The sequence below is a fragment of the Rathayibacter sp. SD072 genome (assembly GCF_017355185.1).
Lineage (GTDB): Bacteria > Actinomycetota > Actinomycetes > Actinomycetales > Microbacteriaceae > Rathayibacter.
Map to the genome: position 1 here is coordinate 20,690 of NZ_JADILJ010000032.1, position 21,427 is coordinate 42,116.

Below are 21,427 nucleotides of genomic sequence, written 5' to 3' on the forward strand. Positions count from 1 at the left end.
CGGGGTCAGCGGGGTGGTCCGGACTTCGGGTCGTTCGACCCCGACTCGCGCTTCTGGGTGCGGAAGTACTCCCACGCGGCGAGCGCCAGGATCGCGAGTCCGCAGACGATCGTGATGATGTCGGGGACCGAGACGTCGCCCTGCATCGCCGACGAGATGCCGGAGCCGAGGATGAGGACGCCTCCGATGAGGTAGAAGACCACTCGGGAGTTCTTCATCGGGCACCGCTCCTGTCGGCCCGCCGAGGCGCGGGCTCGGAAATCGTACCCGGTCCAGCCCCCTGCGCCCTCCCGGGACGAGTGGGCAGGATGAGGGCATGGAGTTCCTCGACGTCGTGCGCCGGCGCAAGACCACCAACGGCCCCTTCCTCCCCGATCCCGTCTCGGAGGAGCACCAGCGCCTCCTCATGGAGGTCGCGGGCCGCGCCCCCTCGCAGTTGAACAGCCAGCCGTGGCGCTTCGTGCTCGTCGAGGAGCGGGACACGATCGAGCGGATCGCCGAGATCAGCGGCTCGAGCATGACCACCGCCATGTCGAACGGCACCTTCTTCGAGCGCTACAAGCCCTACTTCCGCTTCAGTCGGGAGGAGATGGAGCAGCGCCGCGACGGCATGCTGTTCGACAAGCTCCCCGCTCCGCTGCGCCCCTTCACCAAGCAGGTGTTCACCAAGCGCGGGCAGCTCCTGATGAACTCGCTGCGCGTGCCGCAGACCCTCGGCGAGGAGAACCGGAAGCTCGTCGCCGGGTCGCCGCTCCTGCTCGGCGTGATGCTCGACCGCTCCGAGTACCGGCCGGGCGAGCTCTCCTCCTTCTACTCCGTGTTCAGCATGGGCGCGGCGATGGAGAACGTGTGGCTGAGCACCGTGGAGCTCGGGATGGGGATCCAGTTCGTCTCGTTCCCGATGGAGGTGCCCGGCGCCTGGGCGCGCATCGAGTCGCTCCTGGCGGTGCCGGACGAGCTCGAGCTGATGGCGGTCTACCGGCTCGGCTACCTGCCCCCCGAGCAGCGGCGACCGGCGATCGACTGGTCCTCGCACCAGAGGAAGGCCCCCTCCCAGTACGTGTTCCGCGGCACGTGCGCGACCCCGCAGACCGGATGGGACGAGGTCTGACTGCCGCACCCCGCGCGGGGTGTCAATGGGGGTACGGCGTGTCTCCCGGCCGATTCCCGCTCGAGCGGGAGCAGCGGATACCTTCCCACCGGAGCCGTCCGCGCCGGGCCGCCCGCTGACACGAAGGGGGCCCGTGGCCACTCTCATCTACGGACCGCAGAACCTCGAGATCGAGTTCGAGGAGCGCGTTCTCGCCCACCTGAAGGTCGCCGTGCTCTCGAAGCTGCGGCGCAACGAGGCGTTCTCCCTGTCCTGGGCCGAGGATGCCTCCACCGGCCACGGCCGCAGCTCCGTCTGGCTGCACCCCGCGGTGCCGCTGCACTTCCGCTTCCGCGAGGCCCACGCGCAGAGGCTCAACCGTGCGTGGATCGAGCAGATGCTCAGCGCCGCGAGCATGCACGGCGAGCTCGCGGTGACTCCCGAACCGGAGGAGTCGCGCGGCTGACAGGACTGCCCCGTCAGGGCGCAGCAGTCAAGCCCATCCCCCGATCAGGGGCCGGATCATAGCCTGAACTGACAGCGCCGGTCGAGACTGACCGCGCGCGTCACGGACGGAGACGACGATGACCGATACCGCGCGAGCGACCGGACTCAGCACCCTGACCACTCCCGGACCGGCGACCCCCGCACCGTTCGTCCGCAGGGCCGCGGCCGACGTGCGACGGCTGCCCGACTCGATCTCGAGCTCGTCGCAGCCGGTCATCGGCTCGCGGATCACCGTCAACGGACGCGAGTTCGTCGTCGAGCTCGACATGGCCGGCATCTTCCTGCGCCAGGTGCGCCGAAGCCTCCGCGCGGGCGACGGCGGACTCGTGCTGCTGCGTCACGTCGACGGGATCGAGATGATCCCGATCACGCGCCGCACGCCCTTCGAGGTGACCGACATCGTGTGTCCCGAGGGCGTCGAGCCGTCGGCGGCGCGTGTCGAAGCGGGTCTGCGAGCGGGCTGACTCCCACGACGTCGACGGGGAGAGGCGACTGTCCGCCTCTCCCCGTCCGACGTTCTGCGCGTCCCCCGCTACTGAGCGGGCAGCGACGCCTCGATCAGCGAGACGATCCGCGGGTCGTCGGGCTCGACGGTGGGGCGGAAGCGGTGCACGGTGCCGTCGGCCGTGACCAGGAACTTCTCGAAGTTCCACTTCACCTTGCCCGCCTTGCCCGCCTCGTCCTCGGCCTTCGTCAGCTCCGCGTAGAGCGGGTGCGCGGACTTGCCGTTCACCTTGACCTTCTCGAACATCGGGAACGTCACGCCCCACGTCGTCGAGCAGTACTCCTTGATCTTGTCCTCGTCGCTCAGCTCCTGCAGGAACTGGTTGCTCGGGAAGCCGAGCACCGTGAATCCGCGGTCGCCGTAGGTCTTCTGCAGCTCCTCGAGCTTCTCGTACTGGGGAGCGAGGCCGCAGCGCGAGGCCACATTGACGATGAGCTTCACCGGGGCGTAGTCGGCGAGGGTCGACGCGGCTCCGTCGATGGTGGTCAGGGGGATGTCGGTGAGCACGTGTCTCCTTCGAAGTGGTGGCTCGACGCTACTCGCCGTCGCCGAGGGAACCCCGAACGGTCCAGGGAACCCGCAGTCCCGGGCCCCCTCGACGATCCGGGGTTCCCTCGGCGGGTGCGGGGCTCCACGATGAGGAGATGGCATCCGCGCAGCAGCTCGTCTCGGTCGGCGGGCGGCGGCTGAAGCTGACCAACCTCGACAAGCTCGTGTACCCGGAGGCGGGATTCACCAAGGCCGACGTCCTCGCGTACTACGCGTCCGTCGCCGACGCCCTGCTGCCGCACCTGGCCCGCCGACCCGTCACCCGCAAGCGCTGGGTCGACGGAGTGGGCACGGCCGAGCACCCGGGCGAGGTCTTCTTCGAGAAGAACCTGCCCTCCTCCGCCCCCTACTGGCTCAGCCGCACGCGCCTCGCGCACAGCTCGCGCGACGTCGAGTACCCCCTCGTCGACGACGTCGCCGGGCTCACCTGGCTCGCGCAGCAGGCCGCGCTCGAGCTGCACGTGCCGCAGTGGCGGGTGGGATCCGGCGGCGAGCGCCGCCCGCCCGACCGCCTCGTGCTCGACCTCGACCCCGGCGAGGGAGCCGGGCTCGCGGAGTGCGCCGAAGTCGCGTTCCTCGCCCGCGATCTGCTCGAAGGCATGGGACTCGAGCCCTACCCGGTGACCAGCGGCAGCAAGGGACTGCACCTCTACTGCCCGCTCGACGCCACCGCCTCGAGCGATCAGATCTCGGCGGTGGCGCACGAGCTCGCGAAGGCACTCGAGGCCGACCACCGCGACCTCGTCGTCTCGGACATGAAGAAGACCCTGCGCGAGGGCAAGGTCCTCGTCGACTGGAGTCAGAACAACGCGGCGAAGACCACGATCGCCCCGTACTCCCTCCGTGGCCGGCTGCGGCCCGCCGTCGCCGCACCGCGCACCTGGGAGGAGATCGGGGCGGAGGGGCTGCGCCACCTCGCTCCGGAGGAGGTCGTCGAGCGCCTGCGCGAGAGGGGCGACCTGCTGCGCCCGCTGCTCGCCGCACGGGAGGCGGGCCTCGAGCCGACTCCGGAGCGCCTCGCCGGGTTCGCGGCGACCGACGCCTCCGCCGACCGCCTCGCCGCCTACCGCAGCATGCGCGACGCCGCGAAGACGCCCGAGCCCGTCCCCGAACCGGGCACCGGAGCGACGTCGTCGGGCGACTCGTTCGTGATCCAGGAGCACCACGCGCGGCGCCTGCACTACGACTTCCGACTCGAGCACGACGGGGTGCTCGTGAGCTGGGCCGTGCCGAAGGGGCCGCCGCTCGAGGGCGACCCGAATCGGCTGGCGGTGCAGACGGAGGACCATCCGCTCGAGTACGCGACCTTCGAGGGCACGATCCCCGCGGGCGAGTACGGCGGAGGCGAGGTGCGGATCTGGGACGAGGGCACGTTCGCGCTCGAGAAGTGGCGCGAGGGCGAGGAGGTCATCGCGGTGCTGACCGGGCGGCCCGACGGCGGGCTCGGCGGAGAGCCGCGCCGGTACGCGCTGCTGCACACGGGGGCGAAGGGCGGGCGCGGGGACGAGAAGAACTGGCTGCTGCACCTGATGCTGCCGGGGGCGCACGGGGGGCACGGGACCAAGGGCCGGCCGGCGGCCGGGAAGGCGCGGGCCGCGAAGGCGACGACGGCCGCCCTCGACGAGTCCCCGGTCGAGAGCGAGACACCGGAGCCGCGCCGCGAGTACCGCCCCATGCTCGCGACCAAGGGCCGCCCGCTCGACATCGGCGACGACTCCGCCGTCGAGATGAAGTGGGACGGCTACCGCGCGATCGTCCGCGTGCAGAACGGCGCCGTGACCCTGACCAGCCGGAACGGCAACGACCTCACCCCCGCCTTCCCCGACCTGCACGCCCCGCTGGCGGAGGCCGCCGGCGACGCGGTCCTCGACGGCGAGATCGTCGCCCTGGACGCCCGCGGACGCCCCGACTTCGGCGCCCTGCAGACCCGCGGCGGCCTGACGAAGCCGCGCGAGATCGAGGCCGCCGCGCGCTCGACCCCCGTGCACCTGATGGTGTTTGACCTGCTCGAGGGCGCCGGCGAGGACCTCACCGCCTCCCCCTACTCCGCTCGCCGCGAGGCCCTGGTCGAGCTCGTCGCCGAGAACGAGCGCGTGCACGTGCCCGACGTCTTCGACGGCGACCTCGACGAGGCGATGGCCACCAGCCTCGCGCTCGGCCTCGAGGGCGTCGTCGCGAAGCGCCGCGACTCCCGCTACCGGGTCGGCGCGCGCTCGGGCGACTGGATCAAGCTGACCCACCACCGCGTGCAGGAGGTCGTGATCGTCGGCTGGCGCCCGGGCGAGGGCGGCCTCCAGGGCTCGGTCGGCTCGCTCCTCACCGCGATCCCCGCCGAGGACGGCCGCCTCGCCTACTCCGGCCGCGTCGGCACCGGCTTCAGCGACCGCGAGCGCCGCGGCCTCGTCGCCCGTCTCGGCGAGCACGAGACGGACGAGCCCGCCGTCTCGGTCCCGCCGCTCGACGCCCGCGGCGTGCACTGGGTCGAGCCCGTGCTGGTCGGCGAGGTCCGCTACCGCGAGCGCACCTCCTCCGGCACCCTGCGCCAGCCGGTCTGGCGCGGCTGGCGCGCCGACAAGTCCGCGAGCGAGGTCCGCGCGGAGTGACGCGCCCCCGTCTCAGCGGCCCCTCCGCCGAGTTGCCCGGAACGGTCCCCGACACGCCGCATCCGACGACCCTTCCGGGCAACTCGGTCGCGGCTCACTCCTCCCGAGCGTGCTCCGGCAGCGTCCCCAGCCGGTGGCGCCCGCGCAGCAGGTACCAACCCAGTCCGACCACGACGACCACCGCGACCGCGATCAGCGCGATGTACTGCAGCGCCCCCGCGTCGCCGTAGACCTCGACGCGCGGCCAGGCCAGGTTGACCGTCATCGCCGCACCCCACAGCACCGCGACGACGTTCACCGGCAGCCCCAGCCGCCCGAGCGAGAACGAGCCCGTGACGCGCGGCCACTCCCCGCGGAGGCGCCGCACGAGCAGCGGCACCGTGACCAGCAGGTACGCCAGGTAGATCAGCACCACCGCCACGCTCGTCACAGCCGTGAAGATCTCGGGGGTGCCGATGTTCACCGCCAGGATCAGCACCGCGAGCACGCCGATCACGATCGCGGGCGCGAGAGGGGTGCGTCGCCGCGGATCGATGCGGGCGAGCACCGCGCTGCCCGGCAGGGCGTTGTCGCGCGCCATCGCGAAGACGAGTCGGATGCCCGCCGTGTGCACCGCGAGCGCGCAGACCGTGATCGCGACCACGATGCAGAGCAGGAAGGCGGTGCCGAGCGGCCCGCCGAGCGCCTGCAGCACGATCAGCTGCAGTCCACCCGAGGCCTCGCCGAGCGCCGGGTCGGCGAGGTCGGGCGCCGCGAGGATCCCGAGCAGCAGGATCAGACCGCCCAGCACGAACGACGCGATCACGGCGCGGAGGATCGCGGCCGGGCCGGTCCTGCGCGGATCGACCGTCTCCTCCGCGAGGGAGCCGGCGGTGTCGAAGCCGTAAATCACGTAGGCGGAGGCGATGGCCGCGATCAGGAAGGCGCCCGCGTAGCCGCCCGCGTCCCCGTAGCCCGTCGTGTCGAGCAGCACGGTCGGCGGATTCACGACGCTCGCCGCGAGGACGATCACCAGCAGCACGGCCGCGATCAGCTCGATCAGCACTCCGGTGCTGTTGATCCGCGCCATCAGCTTCACGCCGACCGCGTTCACGACGGTCGTGAAGAGGATGAGGATCGCGCCCCAGATCACCGCGCTGACGCCGAAGCTCGCGCCCGTGCCGTCGCCGACGAGCTGGAAGCCGCTCCAGATGCGCGGCAGCGTCGCCTGGTACGCGAGCACCACGGCCGCGAGCGTGACGACCGAGGCCGTGGCCATCATCCAGCCCGCGAGCCAGCCGACCGTCGGGCCCGCGATCCGCTTGCTCCAGTTGTAGACGGAGCCGGCGACCGGGTAGCGGCCGGCCAGCTCGGCGAAGCAGAGCGCCACGGTCAGCTGACCCGCGAACACGATCGGCCACGACCACCAGTAGGCGGGGCCGCCGAGTCCGAAGCCGAAGTAGAAGAGCTGGAACGTGCCGGTCAGGATCGAGATGTAGCTGACTCCCGCCGCGAAGCTGCCGAAGCGGCCGATTCCGCGCCGCAGCGACGGCCGGTAGCCGAACTCGGCCATGCCGTCGTCGGTGGGGCGCTGGCCGGTCGCGGTCATGGCGGTCTCCTCCTGCGCGGGCGCCGAGCGGCGGCACCTGAGTCTGGCGCGTCGGCGGCCACGGCGGGCTCCCCCGTTCAGGCCGATCGCGATTGGACACGTTCTGCGGCTCTGACGCACTCAGAGCAGCGGGAAGTGGCGAACGGCGGGCGACGGCACCGCGCTCGACGCCCGTCGGGCCCGAGGACCCGCATCGATACCCTCCCCTGCTACCGTGCCGCCGGGGAGAGGGGTCAGCGGATGAGGTCTCGAACGTTCCAGGCAGTCGGCGCGGTGCTGCTGATCGGCAGTGCGATGAGCGGATGCGCGACCGCGAGCGACGGAGGCTCCGGCAGGATCGCTCCGCCCGCCCAGCTGGCGTGCAGCACGCATTACAACCCTGTCAGCGGAGCCGAGAACGATCAGGAGGCCGTCGCCCTACCCGTCGACCTCGGAGCCTCGGCGACCGCCGCCCACCCCGAGATCACCCTCGCCGTCTCCTACCCGAGCGACGACTACGAGGGCACGTCCGTCTCGATCGCGGCGTCCGACGCGGAGGGTCGTGAGCTGATGCGGATCCTCTACCAGCTCGACCCGACGACCGACGCGTTCCGGACCGAGTACGCGGGCGGCCACGGCTTCACCGGTCTCCACTACGTGTACAGCGCGGGCGCCGAGCTGCAGTTCTGGTGCGGCGCGTAGCCCCGTCGGGACACCGCGAGGCACTCGGGCACGCCGCGCCACACCCTGAGAGCCGCTCTCACACTTAGGGTAGCCTACCCTCATGCACCCCTCACCGAGACTCCGCTCCGCCCTGCCCCTCGCCGGCCTCGCCGTCGCCGCGCTCGCCCTCTCGGCGTGCTCCTCCGGCGCCTCCGAAGCCGCTCCCGCGACCGCCGAGACGATCGTCGTCGAGGACGCGAAGCCCACCCTCGTCCTCGTCGACGAGAACGGCGAGCAGTCGTACCAGGAGGACCGCGAGACCGCTCGCGCGTCGGTCGAGGTGCCCGCCTCCCCCGAGGCCGTCGTCACCTTCGACATCGCCACGCTCGACACGCTGCACGCGATCGGCGCGGGAGACGCGGTCGTCGCGATCCCCGACGTCACGCTCCCCGACTACCTCTCGGAGTACGCCGACCTGCCCAAGGTGGGCACCCTCTTCGAGCCCGACTTCGAGGCCGTCGCCGAGCTCGAGCCCGACCTCATCGTCACGGCGGCGCGCAGCACCGGCCAGTACGACGAGCTGTCCGAGATCGCGACCACGATCGACCTGACCGGCAGCTACGCCGGCACGTTCGACCCGGCGGCAGCCCTCGAGCGCGCCACGCAGCTCGGCGAGATCTTCGAGCGCGAGGACGAGGTCGCCGAGCAGGCCGCCGCGACCGAGGAGCTCGTCGAGTCCATCACCGCCGACGCCTCCGGCACCGCCCTCGTCCTCTCGGTCTCGGGCGGCGAGTACGGCGCCTTCGGCGAGGGCTCGCGCTTCGGCTACTTCTTCGACGGCCTCGGCTTCACCCCCGCGGTGGCCGCGGCCGAGCTGCCCGGAGCAGAGGGCTCCCCGCACGGCGACACCGTCACGAACGAGTTCATCCTCAGCGCCGCTCCCGAGTGGATCTTCGCGTTCGACCGCGGTGCCGCGACCGGTGAGGGCAGCACCGCCGAGCAGACCCTCGACAACGCGCTCGTCGCCCAGACGCCCGCCGCGCAGGACGACCACGTCGTGCTGCTGCCCGCGAGCGAGCTCTACATCGTCATCAACGGCCTGACCGCCGTGCAGAACGTGCTCGAGACCGTGCACGACGCGATGCAGAGCTGACCGGAGCCGCTCCCGAGCGTGACCCGCCCCTCCCCCCGCGCGCTGATCGTCGCGGGGACGGTCCTCGTGGCCGTCCTCGCGGCGATCTCGCTGTTCCTCGGCGTCGCCGAGCTCGACCTGTTCGTGCTCGTCGAGAGCCGCCTCCCCCGCACCCTCGCCCTCGTGCTCGCCGGGTCGGCCTTCGCCGTCACCGGCCTGATCATGCAGCTGCTCACCCGCAACCGCCTCGTCGAGCCGGGCACGACCGGAGCGACGGACGCCGCGACCCTCGCCCTGCTCGCGGTCCTCCTCCTCGGCCCCGAGCTGCCCGTCGGAGCGAAGGCCGCGCTGGCCGCGCTCGGCGCCCTCGCGGGCGTGCTCGGCTTCCTCGCGCTCGCGCGCCGCATCCCGTCCCGCTCGAGCGTGCTCGTGCCGGTCGTCGGCATCCTCTACGGCGGAGTGATCGGCGCCGTCGCCGCGTTCGTCGCCTACCGCACCGACACCCTCCAGGAGCTGCTCAACTGGGGCATCGGCGACTTCTCGGGCATCCTCCGCGGCCGCTACGAGATGCTCTGGGTCGCCGCGGCCGCCGCCGCCGTCGCCTGGATCGCGGCAGACCGCTTCACCGTCGCCGCCCTCGGCGAGGACACCGCGCGCGGTCTCGGCCTCGACACCCGGGCGGTCATGCTCACCGGCGTCGTCATCATCGCCGCGGTCACCGGAGTGATGATCGTGGTCACCGGCGCGCTCCCGTTCCTGGGTCTCATCGTCCCCAACCTCGTCAGCCGGATGGTCGGCGACAGCATGCGCCGCTCCGTCCCGCTCGTCGCCCTGCTCGGGGCCGCGCTGGTCCTGCTCTGCGACCTCGTCGGCCGCACGGTCCGCTTCCCCTTCGAGCTGCCGATCTCGCTCGTGATGGGCGTCGTCGGCGGAGTCGTCTTCCTCCGCCTGCTCATCGGCCCGGCCGACACCGCGCGCCGCCGCCGACGGAGCGTCGCCCCGTGACCGCGCTGCGCTCCCCCTCCGTCCGCCTGGCGCTACTGACGGGCGCCGCCGCCGTCTCGATCGCGCTCTACCTGCTCACCGATCTGCCCGGGAAGTGGGAGTACGCCCTGGGCCTCCGCGGGCGCACCGTGCTGGGCATGGTCATCGCCGCCGCGGCGATCGGAGTCGCGACCGTCCTGTTCCAGACCGTCACGGCCAACCGCATCCTCACCCCCGGCATCATGGGCTTCGACGCCGTCTTCCTGATGATCCAGGTGGTGAGCGCGTTCGCGATCGGCCCCACGATCCTGGTCGCCGCGCCGCCGCTCGCCTCGTGGCTGGTGGAGCTCCTGCTGATGGCCGGCGTCGTCGTCGCCCTCTACTCCTGGCTGTTCGTCCGCCGCAGACTCGACCTTCACGTGATCGTGCTCGCGGGGCTCGTGCTCGGCGTGCTGCTGCGGTCGGTGACGTCGTTCCTGCAGCGGCTCCTCGATCCGGACACCTTCGCGATCGTGCAGAACCTGACCTTCGCGAGCTTCACCTCGGTCGACCGCGAGCTGCTGCTGCCGACCGGCCTCGTGGTCGTCGCGGCCATCGCGTCGCTGTGGCCGATCCGCCGCTCCCTCGACGTGCTCGCCCTCGGCGAGGCGACCGCGGTGTCGCTCGGAGTCGAGCACCGCAGGGTCGTGCTGCACACGATCGTCGCGATCGCCCTCATGGTCGCCGCGTCGACCGCTCTCGTCGGGCCCGTCGCCTTCTTCGGGCTCATCGTCGCGAACGTCGCCTACGGAGCGGTCGGCCACCGGCACGCACGCAGCATCCCGGCGGCGGTGGCGATCGGAGTCGTCGCGCTGGTCGGCGGGCAGCTCGTGCTCGACCGGGTGCTCGGCTTCGGCACCGAGCTGCCCGTCGTCGTCGAGTTCGTCGGCGGCGTCCTCTTCATCCTGCTCGTGCTCACCGGAAGGGCTCGCTGACATGATCCGCACCACCTCGGTCACCACCCGCCACGGCCGCACCCTCGCGGTCGACGGCGTCTCGCTCGAGCTCGGCACCGGCCTCACCGCGATCATCGGGCCCAACGGCTCCGGCAAGTCGACGCTGCTGTCGACCATCGGGCGCCTCCTGAAGGCCGAGAGCGGAGCCGTCTCCGTCGACGACCTGGACGTCGCGACCACCCGCTCCCGCGACATCGCGAAGCGCCTGGCGATCCTCCGCCAGGACAACCACTTCGCGATCCGCCTCAGCGTCGACGACCTCGTCGCCTACGGCCGCTTCCCGCACGGAGGAACGGGCCGCACCCCCGAGGACCGCGCCCTCGTCGACGCCGCGATCGACGCCCTCGATCTGGGCGCCGTCCGCGAGCGCTACCTCGACGAGCTCTCGGGAGGCCAGCGCCAGCGCGCCTTCGTGGCGATGGCCCTCGCGCAGGACACCGACCACCTCCTCCTCGACGAGCCGCTCAACAACCTCGACCCGCGCCACGGCGTCGTGCTGATGAAGCTCCTCCGCCGCCTCGCCGACGAGAGGCGGATGACCGTGGTCGTGGTCCTGCACGACATCAACGTCGCCGCGCAGTTCGCCGACGACATCGTCGCGATCCGCGACGGCCGGGTGGTGCACCACGGCCCGGTGGCGGAGGTGCTGACGGCGCCGCATCTCGAGGCGCTCTACGACACCCCGGTCGCCGTCGAGCCGATCGCCGGCCGGCACGTGGTGCTCTGGCTCTGAGCCCTCGCCGCGAGTGACCCTGCGTCGCCGTTGGTCACTTCTCGCTGCTCCGCGTCCGCGAGAGCAGTGGATCCTGCCCAACGGCGGCACCGGGACGACGGACGGGGCGCCCCTCGCCCCGCACGCAGCGGAGGAGGGACGCCCCGTCCCGGAAAGCGCCGAGCGTCAGCGCGTCGGCGCCAGCAGGTCGCGGTGGTGCACCTCGGCCACGTTCGGATGCGCGCGCAGGCGGTAGCGCAGCGCGTTCTCGCCGTACGTCTCGAGGATCGGGCTGTTGGTCGGGTCGACCGACAGCCCCGACTTGAGCTCCTCGGGCAGCGGCAGCGAGGGCATGGTCGCGTCGAGCGAGGGGTTGAAGAAGTACGGGATCGAGATGCGGTCGGTGCCGATCAGCGGCGAGATCACGCGGTGCAGCGTGGCCTTGAGGTAGCCGCCGGTCGCCAGCTCGAGCATCTCGCCGATGTTGACGACGAACGCGCCGGGAAGCGCGGGCGCCTCGATCCACTCGCCGTCGTGCTCGACCTGCAGTCCGCCCTTTCCGGGCTCGACCAGCAGCAGGGTCAGCACGCCGCCGTCGCGGTGCGCGCCGACGCCCTGCTTGGGCTCGGGGTCGGAGGTGCCGGGGTAGCGGACGACCTTGACCAGGGGGAACGCCTTCTCGGCGAAGGCCTCGTCGAAGACGTCGGCCGGCGCGTCGAGGGCGACCGCCCAGGTGCGCAGGAGGCGGATCGCGACGGCGGCGAGCTCCGCGTGCCAGCGCTCGAAGAGGGTGCGGAACTCGGGCAGGGCCTCGGGCCAGAGGTTCGGGCCCTCGAGGCGCTGGTAGTCCGGCACGTCGGGGCCGGCCGGGACGACCTCGCGCTCGATGCCGATGTCGACCTGCTCGCGGTAGTCGACGTCGCCGTTGGTGAGCTCGGCGCCGAAGCGGGTGTAGCCGCGGAACTGCGGGCTGGCCGTGTTCTCGATCGCGAGCTTGTCCTCCTCCGGGAGGTCGAAGAAGCGGCGGGAGACGGCGACGACGTCGTCGAGGAGCTCCTGCGGCACGCCGTGGCCGACGAGGTAGAAGAAGCCCACGTCGTGCGTGGTCTCGCGGAGGTCGCGGCGGAAGGCGGCGGCTTCGTCCTCGCCCTGGTCGAGACGGGAGAGGTCGAGGATCGGCAGGGAATCGGTCATGGGGAAAGCCTTGCGCAGTTCGCCTTCTCCGGAGCGATTGTTACGACAACCAAAAGCGAAGACCCAGCAAGCGCACGGAGGACCGTGGTCCCCGAGCGCCTGCCGGGTCTTCAGCGCCGCCGAGTGTTACGGCGAACGAGTGCCGGCGAGGATCACGGCGTGGGCATGCCGCCGTTGACGTGCAGCGTCTCGCCGACGACGTAGCTCGACTCGGGCGAGGCGAGGAACACGTAGGCGGGAGCGAGCTCCGCCGGCTGGCCCCAGCGTCCGAGCGGCGTCTGCGAGCCGACCTCGGGCAGCTTCTCGGGAGGCTGGCCGCCGGCCGTCTGCAGCGGAGTCCAGATCGGGCCGGGTGCGACGACGTTCACGCGGATGCCCTTGGGGGCGAGCTGCTGCGCGAGCGCCTTCGAGAACGTGTTGATCGTGGCCTTGGTGCTGGCGTAGTCGACCAGCGTCGGCGACGGCTGGTAGGCCTGGATCGACGAGGTGCTGATGATCGAGGATCCGGGGGCGAGGTGCGGCAGGGCCGCCTTCGTCATCCAGAACATCGCGTAGACGTTGGTCTTGAAGGTCTCGTCGAACTGCTCGTCGGAGAGCTCGAGGAAGTCCTCGACGAACTGCTGCTTGCCGGCGTTGTTGACGAGGATGTCGAGGCCGCCGAGGCCCTCGACCGCGGTGGCCACCGCGCCGACCGCGAAGTCGTGGTCGGTGATGTCGCCGGGGATCGCGACCGCGGTGCGGCCGGCGTCCTCGATCAGCGCGACGACCTTCTTCGCGTCGCTCTCCTCCTCGGGGAGGTAGACGATCGCGACGTCGGCGCCCTCGCGGGCGTAGGCGATCGCGACGGCCGCGCCGATGCCGGAGTCGCCACCGGTGATGAGCGCCTTGCGGCCGGTCAGGCGGCCGGAGCCGCGGTAGGTCGACTCGCCGCGGTCGGCGAGGTCGTCCATCTTCGAGTCCAGGCCGGAGCCCTCCTGGTACTGCTCCTCCGTGTCGATCTCGGAGTACATCTTCGTCGGGTCCTGGAACGTGTACTGGTCTGCAGTGCTCTCGGAAGTCATTCTTCGACGGTAGGCGCGCACCCCCTGCGAGCGCCGGTGGTTGACAGCGGAACGCTTCCGAGAGAGCGCTCCGCGCAGGCGCCGGAAACCGGGAGAATGGAGGGGTGACCGTCTCCTTCGACTCCTCCACCCCGCTCCCCGGCTGGCAGCACGCCTACTCGGGCAAGGTCCGGGACCTCTACACCCCCGAGGACGCCGATCCGGTGCTCGGCGCCGACCGCATGCTCGTCGTCGCGAGCGACCGCGTCAGCGCGTACGACCACGTCCTCGAGCCGGGCATCCCCGGCAAGGGCGAGCTGCTCACCGAGCTGTCGATGTGGTGGTTCCACCAGCTGAAGGACGTTCCCAACCACCTCGTGCGCGGTGCGATCCCGGAGGCGGTGGCCCGCCGGGCGATGCTCGTCACCACGCTCGACATGTTCCCGATCGAGTGCGTCGTGCGCGGCTACCTCTCGGGCAGCGGCTGGAAGGAGTACCGCGCGAGCGGCACGGTCTGCGGTGTCGAGCTGCCGGAGGGCCTGTCCGACGGCGATCGCCTGCCCGAGCCGATCTACACGCCCGCCTGGAAGGCTCCGCAGGGCGAGCACGACGAGAACATCACCTTCGAGCGCACCGTCGAGATCGTGGGCGACGAGGCCGCGGAGGCGCTGCGCACCCTCTCGCTGCACGTGTACGAGGAGGCGGCCACGATCGCCCTGGCACGCGGCGTGATCCTCGCCGACACGAAGTTCGAGTTCGGCGTCGACGCCGACGGCCTCGTGACGCTCGGCGACGAGGTCCTGACGAGCGACTCCTCCCGCTACTGGGACGCCGACGAGTACGAGGCGGGCGTCCGCGGCCAGTCCTTCGACAAGCAGATCGTCCGCGACTGGCTCAGCGACAACTGGGACGGCCAGGGCCTCCCCCCGACGCTCCCGCACGAGATCGTCGAGCGGACCGCCGCCCGCTACCGCGAGCTCATCGAGCGCCTGACCCGCTGAGAACCCCTCGGAACGACCCGTGAACGACGAGCGCACCCGCGTCCGACTGGACACCGGTGGCGGAGACCCCGAGGAGGCCCGCCACCGCCTCGCCGTGCTGTACAACGGCGAGGAGTGGTCGGCGCTGCCCACCGACTCCGCCTTCTCGTACCGGTACGCCGCGCTGGGCGACGCCGCGATGACCCTGCGCACCTCCCGCATGACCGGCGACCTGCAGGGAGCCGTCGGAGTCACGGACGAGGTGGTCGTGCAGTGGATCGTCGCCGGTCGCGCGACGGTCGACGACGGCCAGGAGCCGATCGCCCTGGTGCACGGCCGGCCGCAGCTCTTCCCCGTCGGCCGCTCGTTCGCCTTCGAGTACGTCGACTACGAGCAGAAGCTCGTCCACCTGGGGCGCTCGGCGGTCGAGAAGGTGGCGGCCGAGCGGGGCCTGCTGGGGCCGCTCCGCTTCGACCACCGCGCCCGGCCGACCGCCGACGCCGTGCAGCACTGGCGCCGCGCGGTGTCCGCATCGGCCCAGGCCCTGCGGAGCGAGCGCGTCAGCCACCTGCTGTGGGACGAGCTGACCCGGGGCACGGTGTCGGCGCTGCTCGAGCTCTACCCTCCGGAGGCGGCGGTCGCCCCGCCCGAGCTCCTCCTGCCGCGGAACGCGCGACTGCGCACCGCCGTCGAGTTCATCCACGCGCACGCGTCCGAGCCGATCGGGCCGACCGAGGTCGCCGCGTCCGCCGGGCTGAGCGTCCGCGGACTGCAGTCCGCGTTCCAGCGGGTGCTCGACGTGCGCCCCATCGCCTACATCCGCCTGGTCCGCCTCGACGCGGCGCACGCCGAGCTCGCGGCCGCGGATCCGCGTACCAGGAGCGTCACGGAGATCGCGCACGCCTGGGGCTTCGGCAATCCCGGCCGGTTCAGCTCCGCGTACCTCGCCCGCTTCGGCGAGTACCCGAGTGCCACCCTGCAGCGCTAGGCGAACGAGGATCCGGACGCCGCGGGCCGTGCGAGAAGGCCGAGCGGAGCACGCGGGATCAGGCCTGGGACGCGACCAGGGGCGGCGGGTGACCCTCGAGGATCGCGCTCACACCGGTCAGCAGCGCGGCGAAGCGCACCGCCTCCTCGTCGGGGATGCCGGCCGAGAGCGTGCGGATCGCCCCGTACGTCGGCACGTCCGTACCGCTGATCGCGCTCCGGGCGCTGTCCGTCAGGCAGAGGATGCGGCCGCGGCCGTCGGAGGGGTCCAGCACCCGGTCGACGTATCCGGCACGCGCCAGCCGATCGATCATCAGCGAGACGGCCGCGGTCGTGATGCGGATGGCCGCCGCCAGGTCGACCGCGCGGACGATCTCGTCGCGGTCCGCGCCGAGTCCGATCAGCCGGAGCGCGGCGAGATCCGTGGTGCCGATGCCGAGGCGGGCCTCGACCCTGCCGTCGTACTCGCGCTCGGCCGAACGGAGTCGAGTCAGCAGCGAGAAGAGATCGGGGCGGGCTTCCATGCGGTGCGCCTTCCTGGGCCGGGGCAGGCGCCCCGGGCGGGTACTCGCTCCCTCCATAGAAGCACCTCGGACCGCCTCCGATGCCGTCTGTACCGAAAGCGCACTGAGCCCATCATCCATTAGCTAACCGACTTAGCGAGTACCTAGAGTCCAGGGAGACGCTGCGGGATCCCCGACCTGAGCGCCCCCGGAAGAGGAAGGCAGCGTGATGGGTCGCCTGCTGTACGGAACGCCGCCGAGCGCTCACCCGTTCGACGACCGTGCGCTCGCGCATCTGCAGCTCGTCGTCACGGCCAAGCTGCGACGCAGCGAGGGCTTCATCCTGACGATCGAGGCCGACGACTGCGGCAAGCACAGCGAGCTGTGGCTGCACCCCGCGATCCCGCTGCAGTACGAGTACGACGCCCCCGTCGGCCCGGAGGTCAACGCGCACTGGCTGCGCGAGCTCTCGGCCGCCGCGAACGGGCGCCGCGGCCTGCACCTCCTCCCCGAACCCACGACGGAGATGGACCCGTCCCGAGCGAGGACGGCACACGCATGAGCGATCACAACGGCACACTCTTCCGCCGAGGCGGCACGGTCCGCTTCGTCCGCTGGGTCTCCTCGCGCGACGGCGGCTGGGCTCCCGAGATCGTGCAGGGCCGCTACCTCGAGCGCGACGACGCCGGCTGGCTCGTCGAGGTCGACGGCACCCCCACCGTGCTCGCGAAAGACGACTGGGCCGTCTACCGCTGAGCGCGCGCGCCCGGCGTAGTGTGGAGCGGGTGCGTGCAGTCGATCGCCGCGGCATCACCTCCGCGCCCTACCTCCTGACCACGATCGGCGCGACGAGCCTCGTGTTCCTCTGCGCCTTCGAGGCGCTGGCGGTGACGACGATCATGCCGATCGTCTCGGCCGACCTCGACGGGCGGGCGCTCTACCCGCTCGCGTTCGCCGCCACTCTGGCCGCGGGCGTCGTCGGGATGGTCGCGGCGGGCTCCTCCGCCGATCGGCGCGGTCCCACCCCGGCGCTCGTCACGGCGATCCTGCTCTTCACCCTCGGACTGATCGCGGCCGGGCTCGCGACCTCGATGGAGGTCTTCGTGGCGGCGCGCCTGCTGCAGGGCCTGGGCAGCGGAGGGATCACCGTCACCCTCTACGTGCTCGTCGCGCGGGTGTTCCCCGCCGATCTGCATCCGCGGATCTTCGGGGCCTTCGCCGCCGCCTGGGTGGTGCCGTCGCTCGTCGGGCCGTTCGCCGCCGGAGTCGTCGCCGAGCTGGCGAGCTGGCACTGGGTCTTCCTCGGCGTGGTCCTGCTGGTGGCGGTCGCGAGCGCGATCGTCGCCCCGACGCTGCGCGCCCTCGAGCGCCAGGACGTGCGGGCGTTCGACCGCGGGGCGGTGACCCGCATCGTCCGAGCCGTGATCGTGGCGGGCGGAGTCGTGGTGCTCAGCACCAGCGCCGAACTCGCCCCCGACGCGTCCGGCGTGATCGCCGTGGCGGCCATCGCGGTCGTCGTCCTCGCCGTTCGCGCGCTCCTGCCCGCCGGGACCCTGCGTGCGCGCGGTGTCCTGCCGTCGACGATCCTGCTGCGCGGCACCGTCGCCGCCGCGTTCTTCGGCACGGAGGTCTACCTGCCGCTGCTGCTCTCGGAGCAGTACGGCCTCCCACCATGGCTGGCCGGCGCGACGCTGACCGCCGGCGCCGTGTCCTGGGCCCTGGGGTCGAACCTCCAGGGGCGGCCGGGGACGCGGCTCTCGCACGCGGGCGCCATGCGGCTGGGCACGTCCCTCCTGCTGGCCGGCGTCCTGGTGGTGCTGCTCACCTCCGCCCTCGCTCTGCCCCCGTGGACCGCCGCGGTCGGCTGGTTCGTCGCCGGCGGCGGCATGGGCTCGATGTTCCCGAGGATGGGGACGCTGACGCTCGCCCGGTCGGAGCCCGGCCGCGAGGGCTTCAACAGCTCCGCCCTCCAGATCTCGGACTCGGCGGGCGCCTCCGTCTCGCTGGCCCTCACGGGGCTCATCGCCGCGGCGGTCACCGGACTGGTCGGCGCCGGATCGGCCGTCTTCACCGTCACCTTCGCGTACGGGGCGCTGATCGCGTTGCTCGCGGTGCTGCTCGCGGCTCGCCTCGGCGGGCTCCTCCGTGTCGAGGAGCCCGTCGGCGGCGGTCAGCTGTAGAGCGACTCCGGCACCTCGAGGCCGTAGATGGCGCGGCCCGAGCTCCAGATGACGGAGCAGGCCGCGCGCAGGAGGTCGATCTCGTCGTCGCCCGCGGCGACGATCACGACGGAGTCGCCGTCGAGGCGCACCTTCGCCGAGCGCACCGAGTGGGTCCCGTTCCGCGCGATCGACGTCGCCGGGTAGGGCAGATGCAGCTCGCGCAGGTCGCCGAGGATGTACGTCGGCCGCAGGCTCGCGTCGGCCGCCAGCAGCTGCTTGGCGCGATCGATGCCCGTGAGCACGTGCGCGCTCTCCATCCCGGCGGCGTTGGCTCCCTTGATGTCGGTGTCGAGCCTGTCGCCGAGGAACAGCGGGTTCGTCGAGCCGAACCGCGCCGTCGCCGCGTCGAAGATGGCGCGCTCCGGCTTGCCCGCGACGACGGGCAGTCGGCCGACGGCGGTGTGCACGGCCGAGACGAGGGTGCCGTTGCCCGGAGCGATGCCCCGCGCGACGGGGATCGTCCAGTCGGTGTTCGTGGCGACCCACGGGATCCCGGTGTGCAGCGCGAACGACGCCTCGGCGAGCTGCTCCCAGCCGACGGTCGGAGCGAAGCCCTGGATCACCGCGGCGGGAGAGTCCTGGGCGCTGCGCGTGACGGTGAAGCCCGCACGCTCGACCTCGGTCGTCAGGCCCTCTCCGCCGACGACGAGGATCGTCGCCCCCGCCGGCACGAGATCGGCGAGCAGCACGACCGCCGCCTGCGGCGACGTCACGACGTCCTCGGGGACGACGCTCAGACCGAGGTCCGAGAGGTGCCCCGCGACGGAGGCGTCGGTCCGCGACGCGTTGTTCGTGATGTACCCCACGCGGAGGGTCTCGCCGGCCCTGTTCAGGCTCTCGACCGCGAAGGGGATCGCGTCGGCGCCCTTGTAGACGACGCCGTCGAGGTCGGCGAGGACCGCATCGCGGCCGTCGAGCGGAGAGGGGTCAGCCTTCGGAGTTCTGAACACGGGGCTCCTCGTCGGTGTCGGGGGTGCCGTCGGTGTGGGACGGGCTGTCGGCGTCGGACGGGTCGTCGGTCACGGGTGCATCGTCGGTGACGGGTGCGCCGTCGTCCGGGACGTCGACGTCGGAAGCCGGCGTACCGATGGCGTCCGCCTGCTCGTCGATGTCGCCGTCCCGCTCGAGAACGGCGTCGGCGTCGGCAGGATCGTCGAGCTCGATCGGCTCGTCGACCTCGGCGGGCTCGTCGTCCTCAGCCGACTCGTCGTCCTGGACGGGCGCGTCGTCCTGGACGGGCTCGTCGTCGTCACCGGACTCGTCCCCGAAGGCCGAGTCGTCGTCCTCGTCGTCCTGCTCCGCGCGCGGAGCGTCGGACGGCTCGTCCCTGTCGAGGTCGTCCTCGGAGTCGAGCACCGCGAACGCGTCGTCCTCCTCCTCCACGACCTCGATGGTCTCGTCGTCTCCACCGCCCTCCGCGACGAACACGGCACGGGCCGCGACGTCGGCGCGGCGCTGCCACTGGGCGGCCTCCTCCGTACGACCGAGCTCCTCGAGCACCGCCGCGTAGGCCGCGAACAGATCAGGGCTGTACGAGAAGGCGCGGTCGGGCTCGAGCTGCGGGATCTCGAGCTCCATCAGAGCCAGCTCGGTCTGACCGAGGTCGAGGCGGGCGCCCGACATCGCGATCGCGAGCGAGACCTGCGCCCCGACGCTGAGCGTGCTGCGGTCGACGGAGCGGCCGAGCTCGAGCGCCTTGTCAGGACGTCCGACCCCGCGCTCACTGTCGACCATCAGCGGGACCTGCTCGTCCGATCCGGAGATGCGGCGGTAGGTGCGCAGCTCCCGCAGCGCGAGAGCGAAGTCGCCGATCGCGTAGGCAGAGATGGCGAGCGACTCGCGGACGATGGCGATGCGCCCCGCCCGACGGGCGGCAGAGAGCACGTGCCGGTGCGCGAGTTCGGGATCCTCCTCGAGGAGCCTCCCCGCCATCACCAGGTGCATCGCCACCCACTCGGCGTTCTCCTTCGTCAGCGTCTTGAGCTCGTTGCGCGCGACGCGGTCGAGGTCCTTGGCCTGCACGTCGTCCGGGAGCTCGGGGTCGTCGTGACGCGGGCGGACGGACTGGAGCGACCGGCGCTCGCGCTCCTCCTCCGTGATCTCCGGCTCCTCACGAGGAGCACCTCGGCCGGCGAAGCCGCGACCGCCCTGACGGTCACCGGCGCCACGCCGATCATCCGAGAAGGACCGCCCACCATCGCGGCCACCCCTCGCGTCACCGTCACGACGGGGACGCGAATCCCCGTCGGTCCGAGGACGGAAGTCGCCTTCGCGACGAGGACGCGAGTCACCGTCACGACGAGGACGCGAATCGCCGTCGGTCCGGGGACGGAAGTCGCCCTCCCGCCGCGGACGCGAATCGCCGTCACGCGGAGGTCGAGAGTCTCCGTCGCGGCGAGGACGCGGATCACCATCGGCACGGGGACGGAAATCGCCCTCCCGCCGAGGACGCGAATCGCCGTCACGCGAGGGACGGGAATCACCATCACGACGAGGGCGGGAATCACCGTCCCGGCGCGGACGGGAGTCGCTGTCCGTCCGGGGACGGTAGTCGCCCTCACGGCGAGGACGGGAGTCACCGTCACGGGCGGGACGTGCGTCGCCGTCCCGGCGGGGACGGGGATCACCATCAGTCCGGGGACGGTAGTCGCCCTCCCTGCGAGGACGCGAAGCACCATCACGAGACGGACGCGAATCACCATCACGGCGGGGGCGGGAATCACCATCGGTCCGGGGACGGAAGTCGCCCTCCCGACGCGGACGCTGATCGCCCTCGCGCCGAGGACGGAAACCGCCGTCCGTCCGAGGACGGTAGTCGCCCTCCCGACGAGGACGGGAGTCGCCGTCACGCGCGGGACGTGCGTCGCCACCCCGCGAGGGACGGGAATCGCCCTCGGTCCGGGGACGGAAGTCGGCCTCCCGGCGCGGACGCTGATCGCCCTCGCGCCGAGGACGCTCGTCACGTCCGCCGCTGCGCGGGGCGGAGGAGCGGCCCGCTCCTCCCGCACGATCCGGACGCTGGTCGCGCCTGCCGGCTCCCCGGTCGTCGCCCTCGGGTGCTCTGTCGTCCATGCGTTCCTCGCCTGTCGTGATCGTGCGCTGTGGAGTTGAACCGCTCGAGGCGGCGGACGGCTCGAGGCCGTCGTCCCGTCCACCCTAACCCCGGCTCTCCTGCTCGCACAGGGCCGTCGGTC

Annotated in this window: 22 protein-coding genes; 14 read left to right on the forward strand and 8 right to left on the reverse strand. The window is 72.0% G+C overall.

Annotation, left to right across the window (positions count from 1 at the left end):
- Nucleotides 1-5 precede the first annotated feature (5 nt).
- Nucleotides 6-218: a hypothetical protein gene (locus tag IOC53_RS12865; protein ID WP_207406285.1), complete on the reverse strand. Its 213-nt coding sequence runs from the start codon at nt 216-218 to the stop codon at nt 6-8.
- 98 nt (nt 219-316) lie between these two features.
- On the opposite strand from IOC53_RS12865, the gene IOC53_RS12870 reads away from it, so the two are divergent.
- The 3 genes from IOC53_RS12870 (at nt 317) to IOC53_RS12880 (ending at nt 2,061) form a co-directional block, all read left to right on the forward strand.
- Nucleotides 317-1,111 carry a nitroreductase family protein gene (locus IOC53_RS12870; RefSeq protein ID WP_207406287.1) on the forward strand — a complete coding sequence of 265 codons (795 nt, stop codon included), beginning with the start codon at nt 317-319 and terminating at the stop codon, nt 1,109-1,111.
- Nucleotides 1,112-1,244: 133 nt separating this feature from the next.
- Nucleotides 1,245-1,556 carry a hypothetical protein gene (locus tag IOC53_RS12875; protein WP_207406289.1) on the forward strand — a complete coding sequence of 104 codons (312 nt, stop codon included), beginning with the start codon at nt 1,245-1,247 and terminating at the stop codon, nt 1,554-1,556.
- Nucleotides 1,557-1,674: 118 nt separating this feature from the next.
- Nucleotides 1,675-2,061: a hypothetical protein gene (locus tag IOC53_RS12880; RefSeq protein ID WP_207406291.1), complete on the forward strand. Its 387-nt coding sequence runs from the start codon at nt 1,675-1,677 to the stop codon at nt 2,059-2,061.
- A 68-nt stretch (nt 2,062-2,129) separates the two neighbouring features.
- Here the strand turns inward: IOC53_RS12880 and IOC53_RS12885 are convergent, their stop codons facing one another.
- The gene (locus tag IOC53_RS12885; RefSeq protein ID WP_307786189.1) at nt 2,130-2,609 is read right to left on the reverse strand and encodes a glutathione peroxidase; all 480 of its coding nucleotides are present in this window, start codon (nt 2,607-2,609) and stop codon (nt 2,130-2,132) included.
- A 137-nt stretch (nt 2,610-2,746) separates the two neighbouring features.
- Here IOC53_RS12885 and IOC53_RS12890 point away from each other — a divergent pair, with 137 nt between their 5' ends.
- Entirely contained in the window at nt 2,747-5,254 is a 2,508-nt protein-coding gene (locus tag IOC53_RS12890) for an ATP-dependent DNA ligase (RefSeq protein ID WP_207406295.1), read from the forward strand.
- Between the two features lie 94 nt (nt 5,255-5,348).
- Here the strand turns inward: IOC53_RS12890 and IOC53_RS12895 are convergent, their stop codons facing one another.
- Nucleotides 5,349-6,842 (reverse strand): APC family permease, encoded by a 1,494-nt coding sequence (locus IOC53_RS12895; RefSeq protein WP_242683299.1) that lies wholly within the window; start codon nt 6,840-6,842, stop codon nt 5,349-5,351.
- A 240-nt stretch (nt 6,843-7,082) separates the two neighbouring features.
- Between IOC53_RS12895 and IOC53_RS12900 the strand changes: the two genes are divergently transcribed.
- The 5 genes from IOC53_RS12900 (at nt 7,083) to IOC53_RS12920 (ending at nt 11,328) form a co-directional block, all read left to right on the forward strand.
- Nucleotides 7,083-7,523 carry a hypothetical protein gene (locus tag IOC53_RS12900; protein ID WP_207406297.1) on the forward strand — a complete coding sequence of 147 codons (441 nt, stop codon included), beginning with the start codon at nt 7,083-7,085 and terminating at the stop codon, nt 7,521-7,523.
- A gap of 82 nt (nt 7,524-7,605) precedes the next feature.
- The gene (locus tag IOC53_RS12905) at nt 7,606-8,637 is read left to right on the forward strand and encodes a siderophore ABC transporter substrate-binding protein (RefSeq protein ID WP_207406299.1); all 1,032 of its coding nucleotides are present in this window, start codon (nt 7,606-7,608) and stop codon (nt 8,635-8,637) included.
- A gap of 18 nt (nt 8,638-8,655) precedes the next feature.
- Nucleotides 8,656-9,621, forward strand: coding sequence for an iron chelate uptake ABC transporter family permease subunit (locus IOC53_RS12910; protein WP_207406301.1), 966 nt, complete (start codon nt 8,656-8,658; stop codon nt 9,619-9,621).
- The gene (locus IOC53_RS12915) at nt 9,618-10,574 is read left to right on the forward strand and encodes an iron chelate uptake ABC transporter family permease subunit (RefSeq protein WP_207406303.1); all 957 of its coding nucleotides are present in this window, start codon (nt 9,618-9,620) and stop codon (nt 10,572-10,574) included. Before IOC53_RS12910 ends, IOC53_RS12915 begins: the two co-directional genes overlap by 4 nt.
- A gap of 1 nt (nt 10,575) precedes the next feature.
- Nucleotides 10,576-11,328 carry an ABC transporter ATP-binding protein gene (locus IOC53_RS12920; protein ID WP_207406305.1) on the forward strand — a complete coding sequence of 251 codons (753 nt, stop codon included), beginning with the start codon at nt 10,576-10,578 and terminating at the stop codon, nt 11,326-11,328.
- Between the two features lie 165 nt (nt 11,329-11,493).
- Here IOC53_RS12920 and IOC53_RS12925 read toward each other — a convergent pair whose 3' ends face one another.
- Nucleotides 11,494-12,501 (reverse strand): isopenicillin N synthase family oxygenase, encoded by a 1,008-nt coding sequence (locus IOC53_RS12925; RefSeq protein ID WP_207406306.1) that lies wholly within the window; start codon nt 12,499-12,501, stop codon nt 11,494-11,496.
- A 152-nt stretch (nt 12,502-12,653) separates the two neighbouring features.
- Complete coding sequence (locus IOC53_RS12930; protein WP_207406307.1) at nt 12,654-13,562, reverse strand: glucose 1-dehydrogenase; 909 nt, start codon at nt 13,560-13,562, stop codon at nt 12,654-12,656.
- Between the two features lie 104 nt (nt 13,563-13,666).
- Here IOC53_RS12930 and IOC53_RS12935 point away from each other — a divergent pair, with 104 nt between their 5' ends.
- Both IOC53_RS12935 and IOC53_RS12940 read left to right on the forward strand, forming a co-directional pair.
- Nucleotides 13,667-14,542 (forward strand): phosphoribosylaminoimidazolesuccinocarboxamide synthase, encoded by an 876-nt coding sequence (locus tag IOC53_RS12935; RefSeq protein WP_207406308.1) that lies wholly within the window; start codon nt 13,667-13,669, stop codon nt 14,540-14,542.
- Between the two features lie 19 nt (nt 14,543-14,561).
- Entirely contained in the window at nt 14,562-15,509 is a 948-nt protein-coding gene (locus IOC53_RS12940; protein WP_207406309.1) for an AraC family transcriptional regulator, read from the forward strand.
- Between the two features lie 58 nt (nt 15,510-15,567).
- On the opposite strand, the gene IOC53_RS12945 is transcribed toward IOC53_RS12940, so the two are convergent.
- Nucleotides 15,568-16,032 (reverse strand): MarR family winged helix-turn-helix transcriptional regulator, encoded by a 465-nt coding sequence (locus tag IOC53_RS12945; RefSeq protein WP_207406310.1) that lies wholly within the window; start codon nt 16,030-16,032, stop codon nt 15,568-15,570.
- 205 nt (nt 16,033-16,237) lie between these two features.
- On the opposite strand from IOC53_RS12945, the gene IOC53_RS12950 reads away from it, so the two are divergent.
- The 3 genes from IOC53_RS12950 to IOC53_RS12960 are packed head-to-tail and all read left to right on the forward strand — an operon-like array spanning nt 16,238 to nt 18,191.
- The gene (locus tag IOC53_RS12950; protein ID WP_207406311.1) at nt 16,238-16,573 is read left to right on the forward strand and encodes a hypothetical protein; all 336 of its coding nucleotides are present in this window, start codon (nt 16,238-16,240) and stop codon (nt 16,571-16,573) included.
- On the forward strand, nt 16,570-16,767 hold the full coding sequence (locus IOC53_RS12955) for a hypothetical protein (RefSeq protein WP_207406312.1): 198 nt from the start codon (nt 16,570-16,572) through the stop codon (nt 16,765-16,767). The genes IOC53_RS12950 and IOC53_RS12955 overlap by 4 nt, the downstream gene beginning before the upstream one ends.
- A gap of 29 nt (nt 16,768-16,796) precedes the next feature.
- Nucleotides 16,797-18,191, forward strand: coding sequence for an MFS transporter (locus IOC53_RS12960; RefSeq protein ID WP_307786190.1), 1,395 nt, complete (start codon nt 16,797-16,799; stop codon nt 18,189-18,191).
- Here IOC53_RS12960 and IOC53_RS12965 read toward each other — a convergent pair.
- Together IOC53_RS12965 and IOC53_RS12970 are read right to left on the reverse strand one after the other, a co-directional pair.
- Nucleotides 18,182-19,183, reverse strand: coding sequence for an HAD-IIA family hydrolase (locus IOC53_RS12965; protein WP_207406313.1), 1,002 nt, complete (start codon nt 19,181-19,183; stop codon nt 18,182-18,184). The two genes, IOC53_RS12960 and IOC53_RS12965, sit on opposite strands and share 10 nt — an antisense overlap.
- Nucleotides 19,161-20,255, reverse strand: a complete 1,095-nt coding sequence (locus IOC53_RS12970) for a hypothetical protein (protein WP_207406314.1) — start codon at nt 20,253-20,255, stop codon at nt 19,161-19,163. The genes IOC53_RS12965 and IOC53_RS12970 overlap by 23 nt, the downstream gene beginning before the upstream one ends.
- Nucleotides 20,256-21,427: the final 1,172 nt, after the last annotated feature.

Bases quoted from the DNA above. Each gene is read 5' to 3' on its own strand.
- IOC53_RS12890 (WP_207406295.1), top strand. From the start codon at position 2,747: ATGGCATCCGCGCAGCAGCTCGTCTCGGTCGGCGGGCGGCGGCTGAAG.
- IOC53_RS12920 (WP_207406305.1), top strand. From the start codon at position 10,576: ATGATCCGCACCACCTCGGTCACCACCCGCCACGGCCGCACCCTCGCG.
- IOC53_RS12945 (WP_207406310.1), bottom strand. From the start codon at position 16,032: ATGGAAGCCCGCCCCGATCTCTTCTCGCTGCTGACTCGACTCCGTTCG.
- IOC53_RS12895 (WP_242683299.1), bottom strand. From the start codon at position 6,842: ATGACCGCGACCGGCCAGCGCCCCACCGACGACGGCATGGCCGAGTTC.
- IOC53_RS12900 (WP_207406297.1), top strand. From the start codon at position 7,083: ATGAGGTCTCGAACGTTCCAGGCAGTCGGCGCGGTGCTGCTGATCGGC.
- IOC53_RS12880 (WP_207406291.1), top strand. From the start codon at position 1,675: ATGACCGATACCGCGCGAGCGACCGGACTCAGCACCCTGACCACTCCC.
- IOC53_RS12930 (WP_207406307.1), bottom strand. From the start codon at position 13,562: ATGACTTCCGAGAGCACTGCAGACCAGTACACGTTCCAGGACCCGACG.
- IOC53_RS12925 (WP_207406306.1), bottom strand. From the start codon at position 12,501: ATGACCGATTCCCTGCCGATCCTCGACCTCTCCCGTCTCGACCAGGGC.
- IOC53_RS12865 (WP_207406285.1), bottom strand. From the start codon at position 218: ATGAAGAACTCCCGAGTGGTCTTCTACCTCATCGGAGGCGTCCTCATC.
- IOC53_RS12905 (WP_207406299.1), top strand. From the start codon at position 7,606: ATGCACCCCTCACCGAGACTCCGCTCCGCCCTGCCCCTCGCCGGCCTC.
- IOC53_RS12870 (WP_207406287.1), top strand. From the start codon at position 317: ATGGAGTTCCTCGACGTCGTGCGCCGGCGCAAGACCACCAACGGCCCC.
- IOC53_RS12955 (WP_207406312.1), top strand. From the start codon at position 16,570: ATGAGCGATCACAACGGCACACTCTTCCGCCGAGGCGGCACGGTCCGC.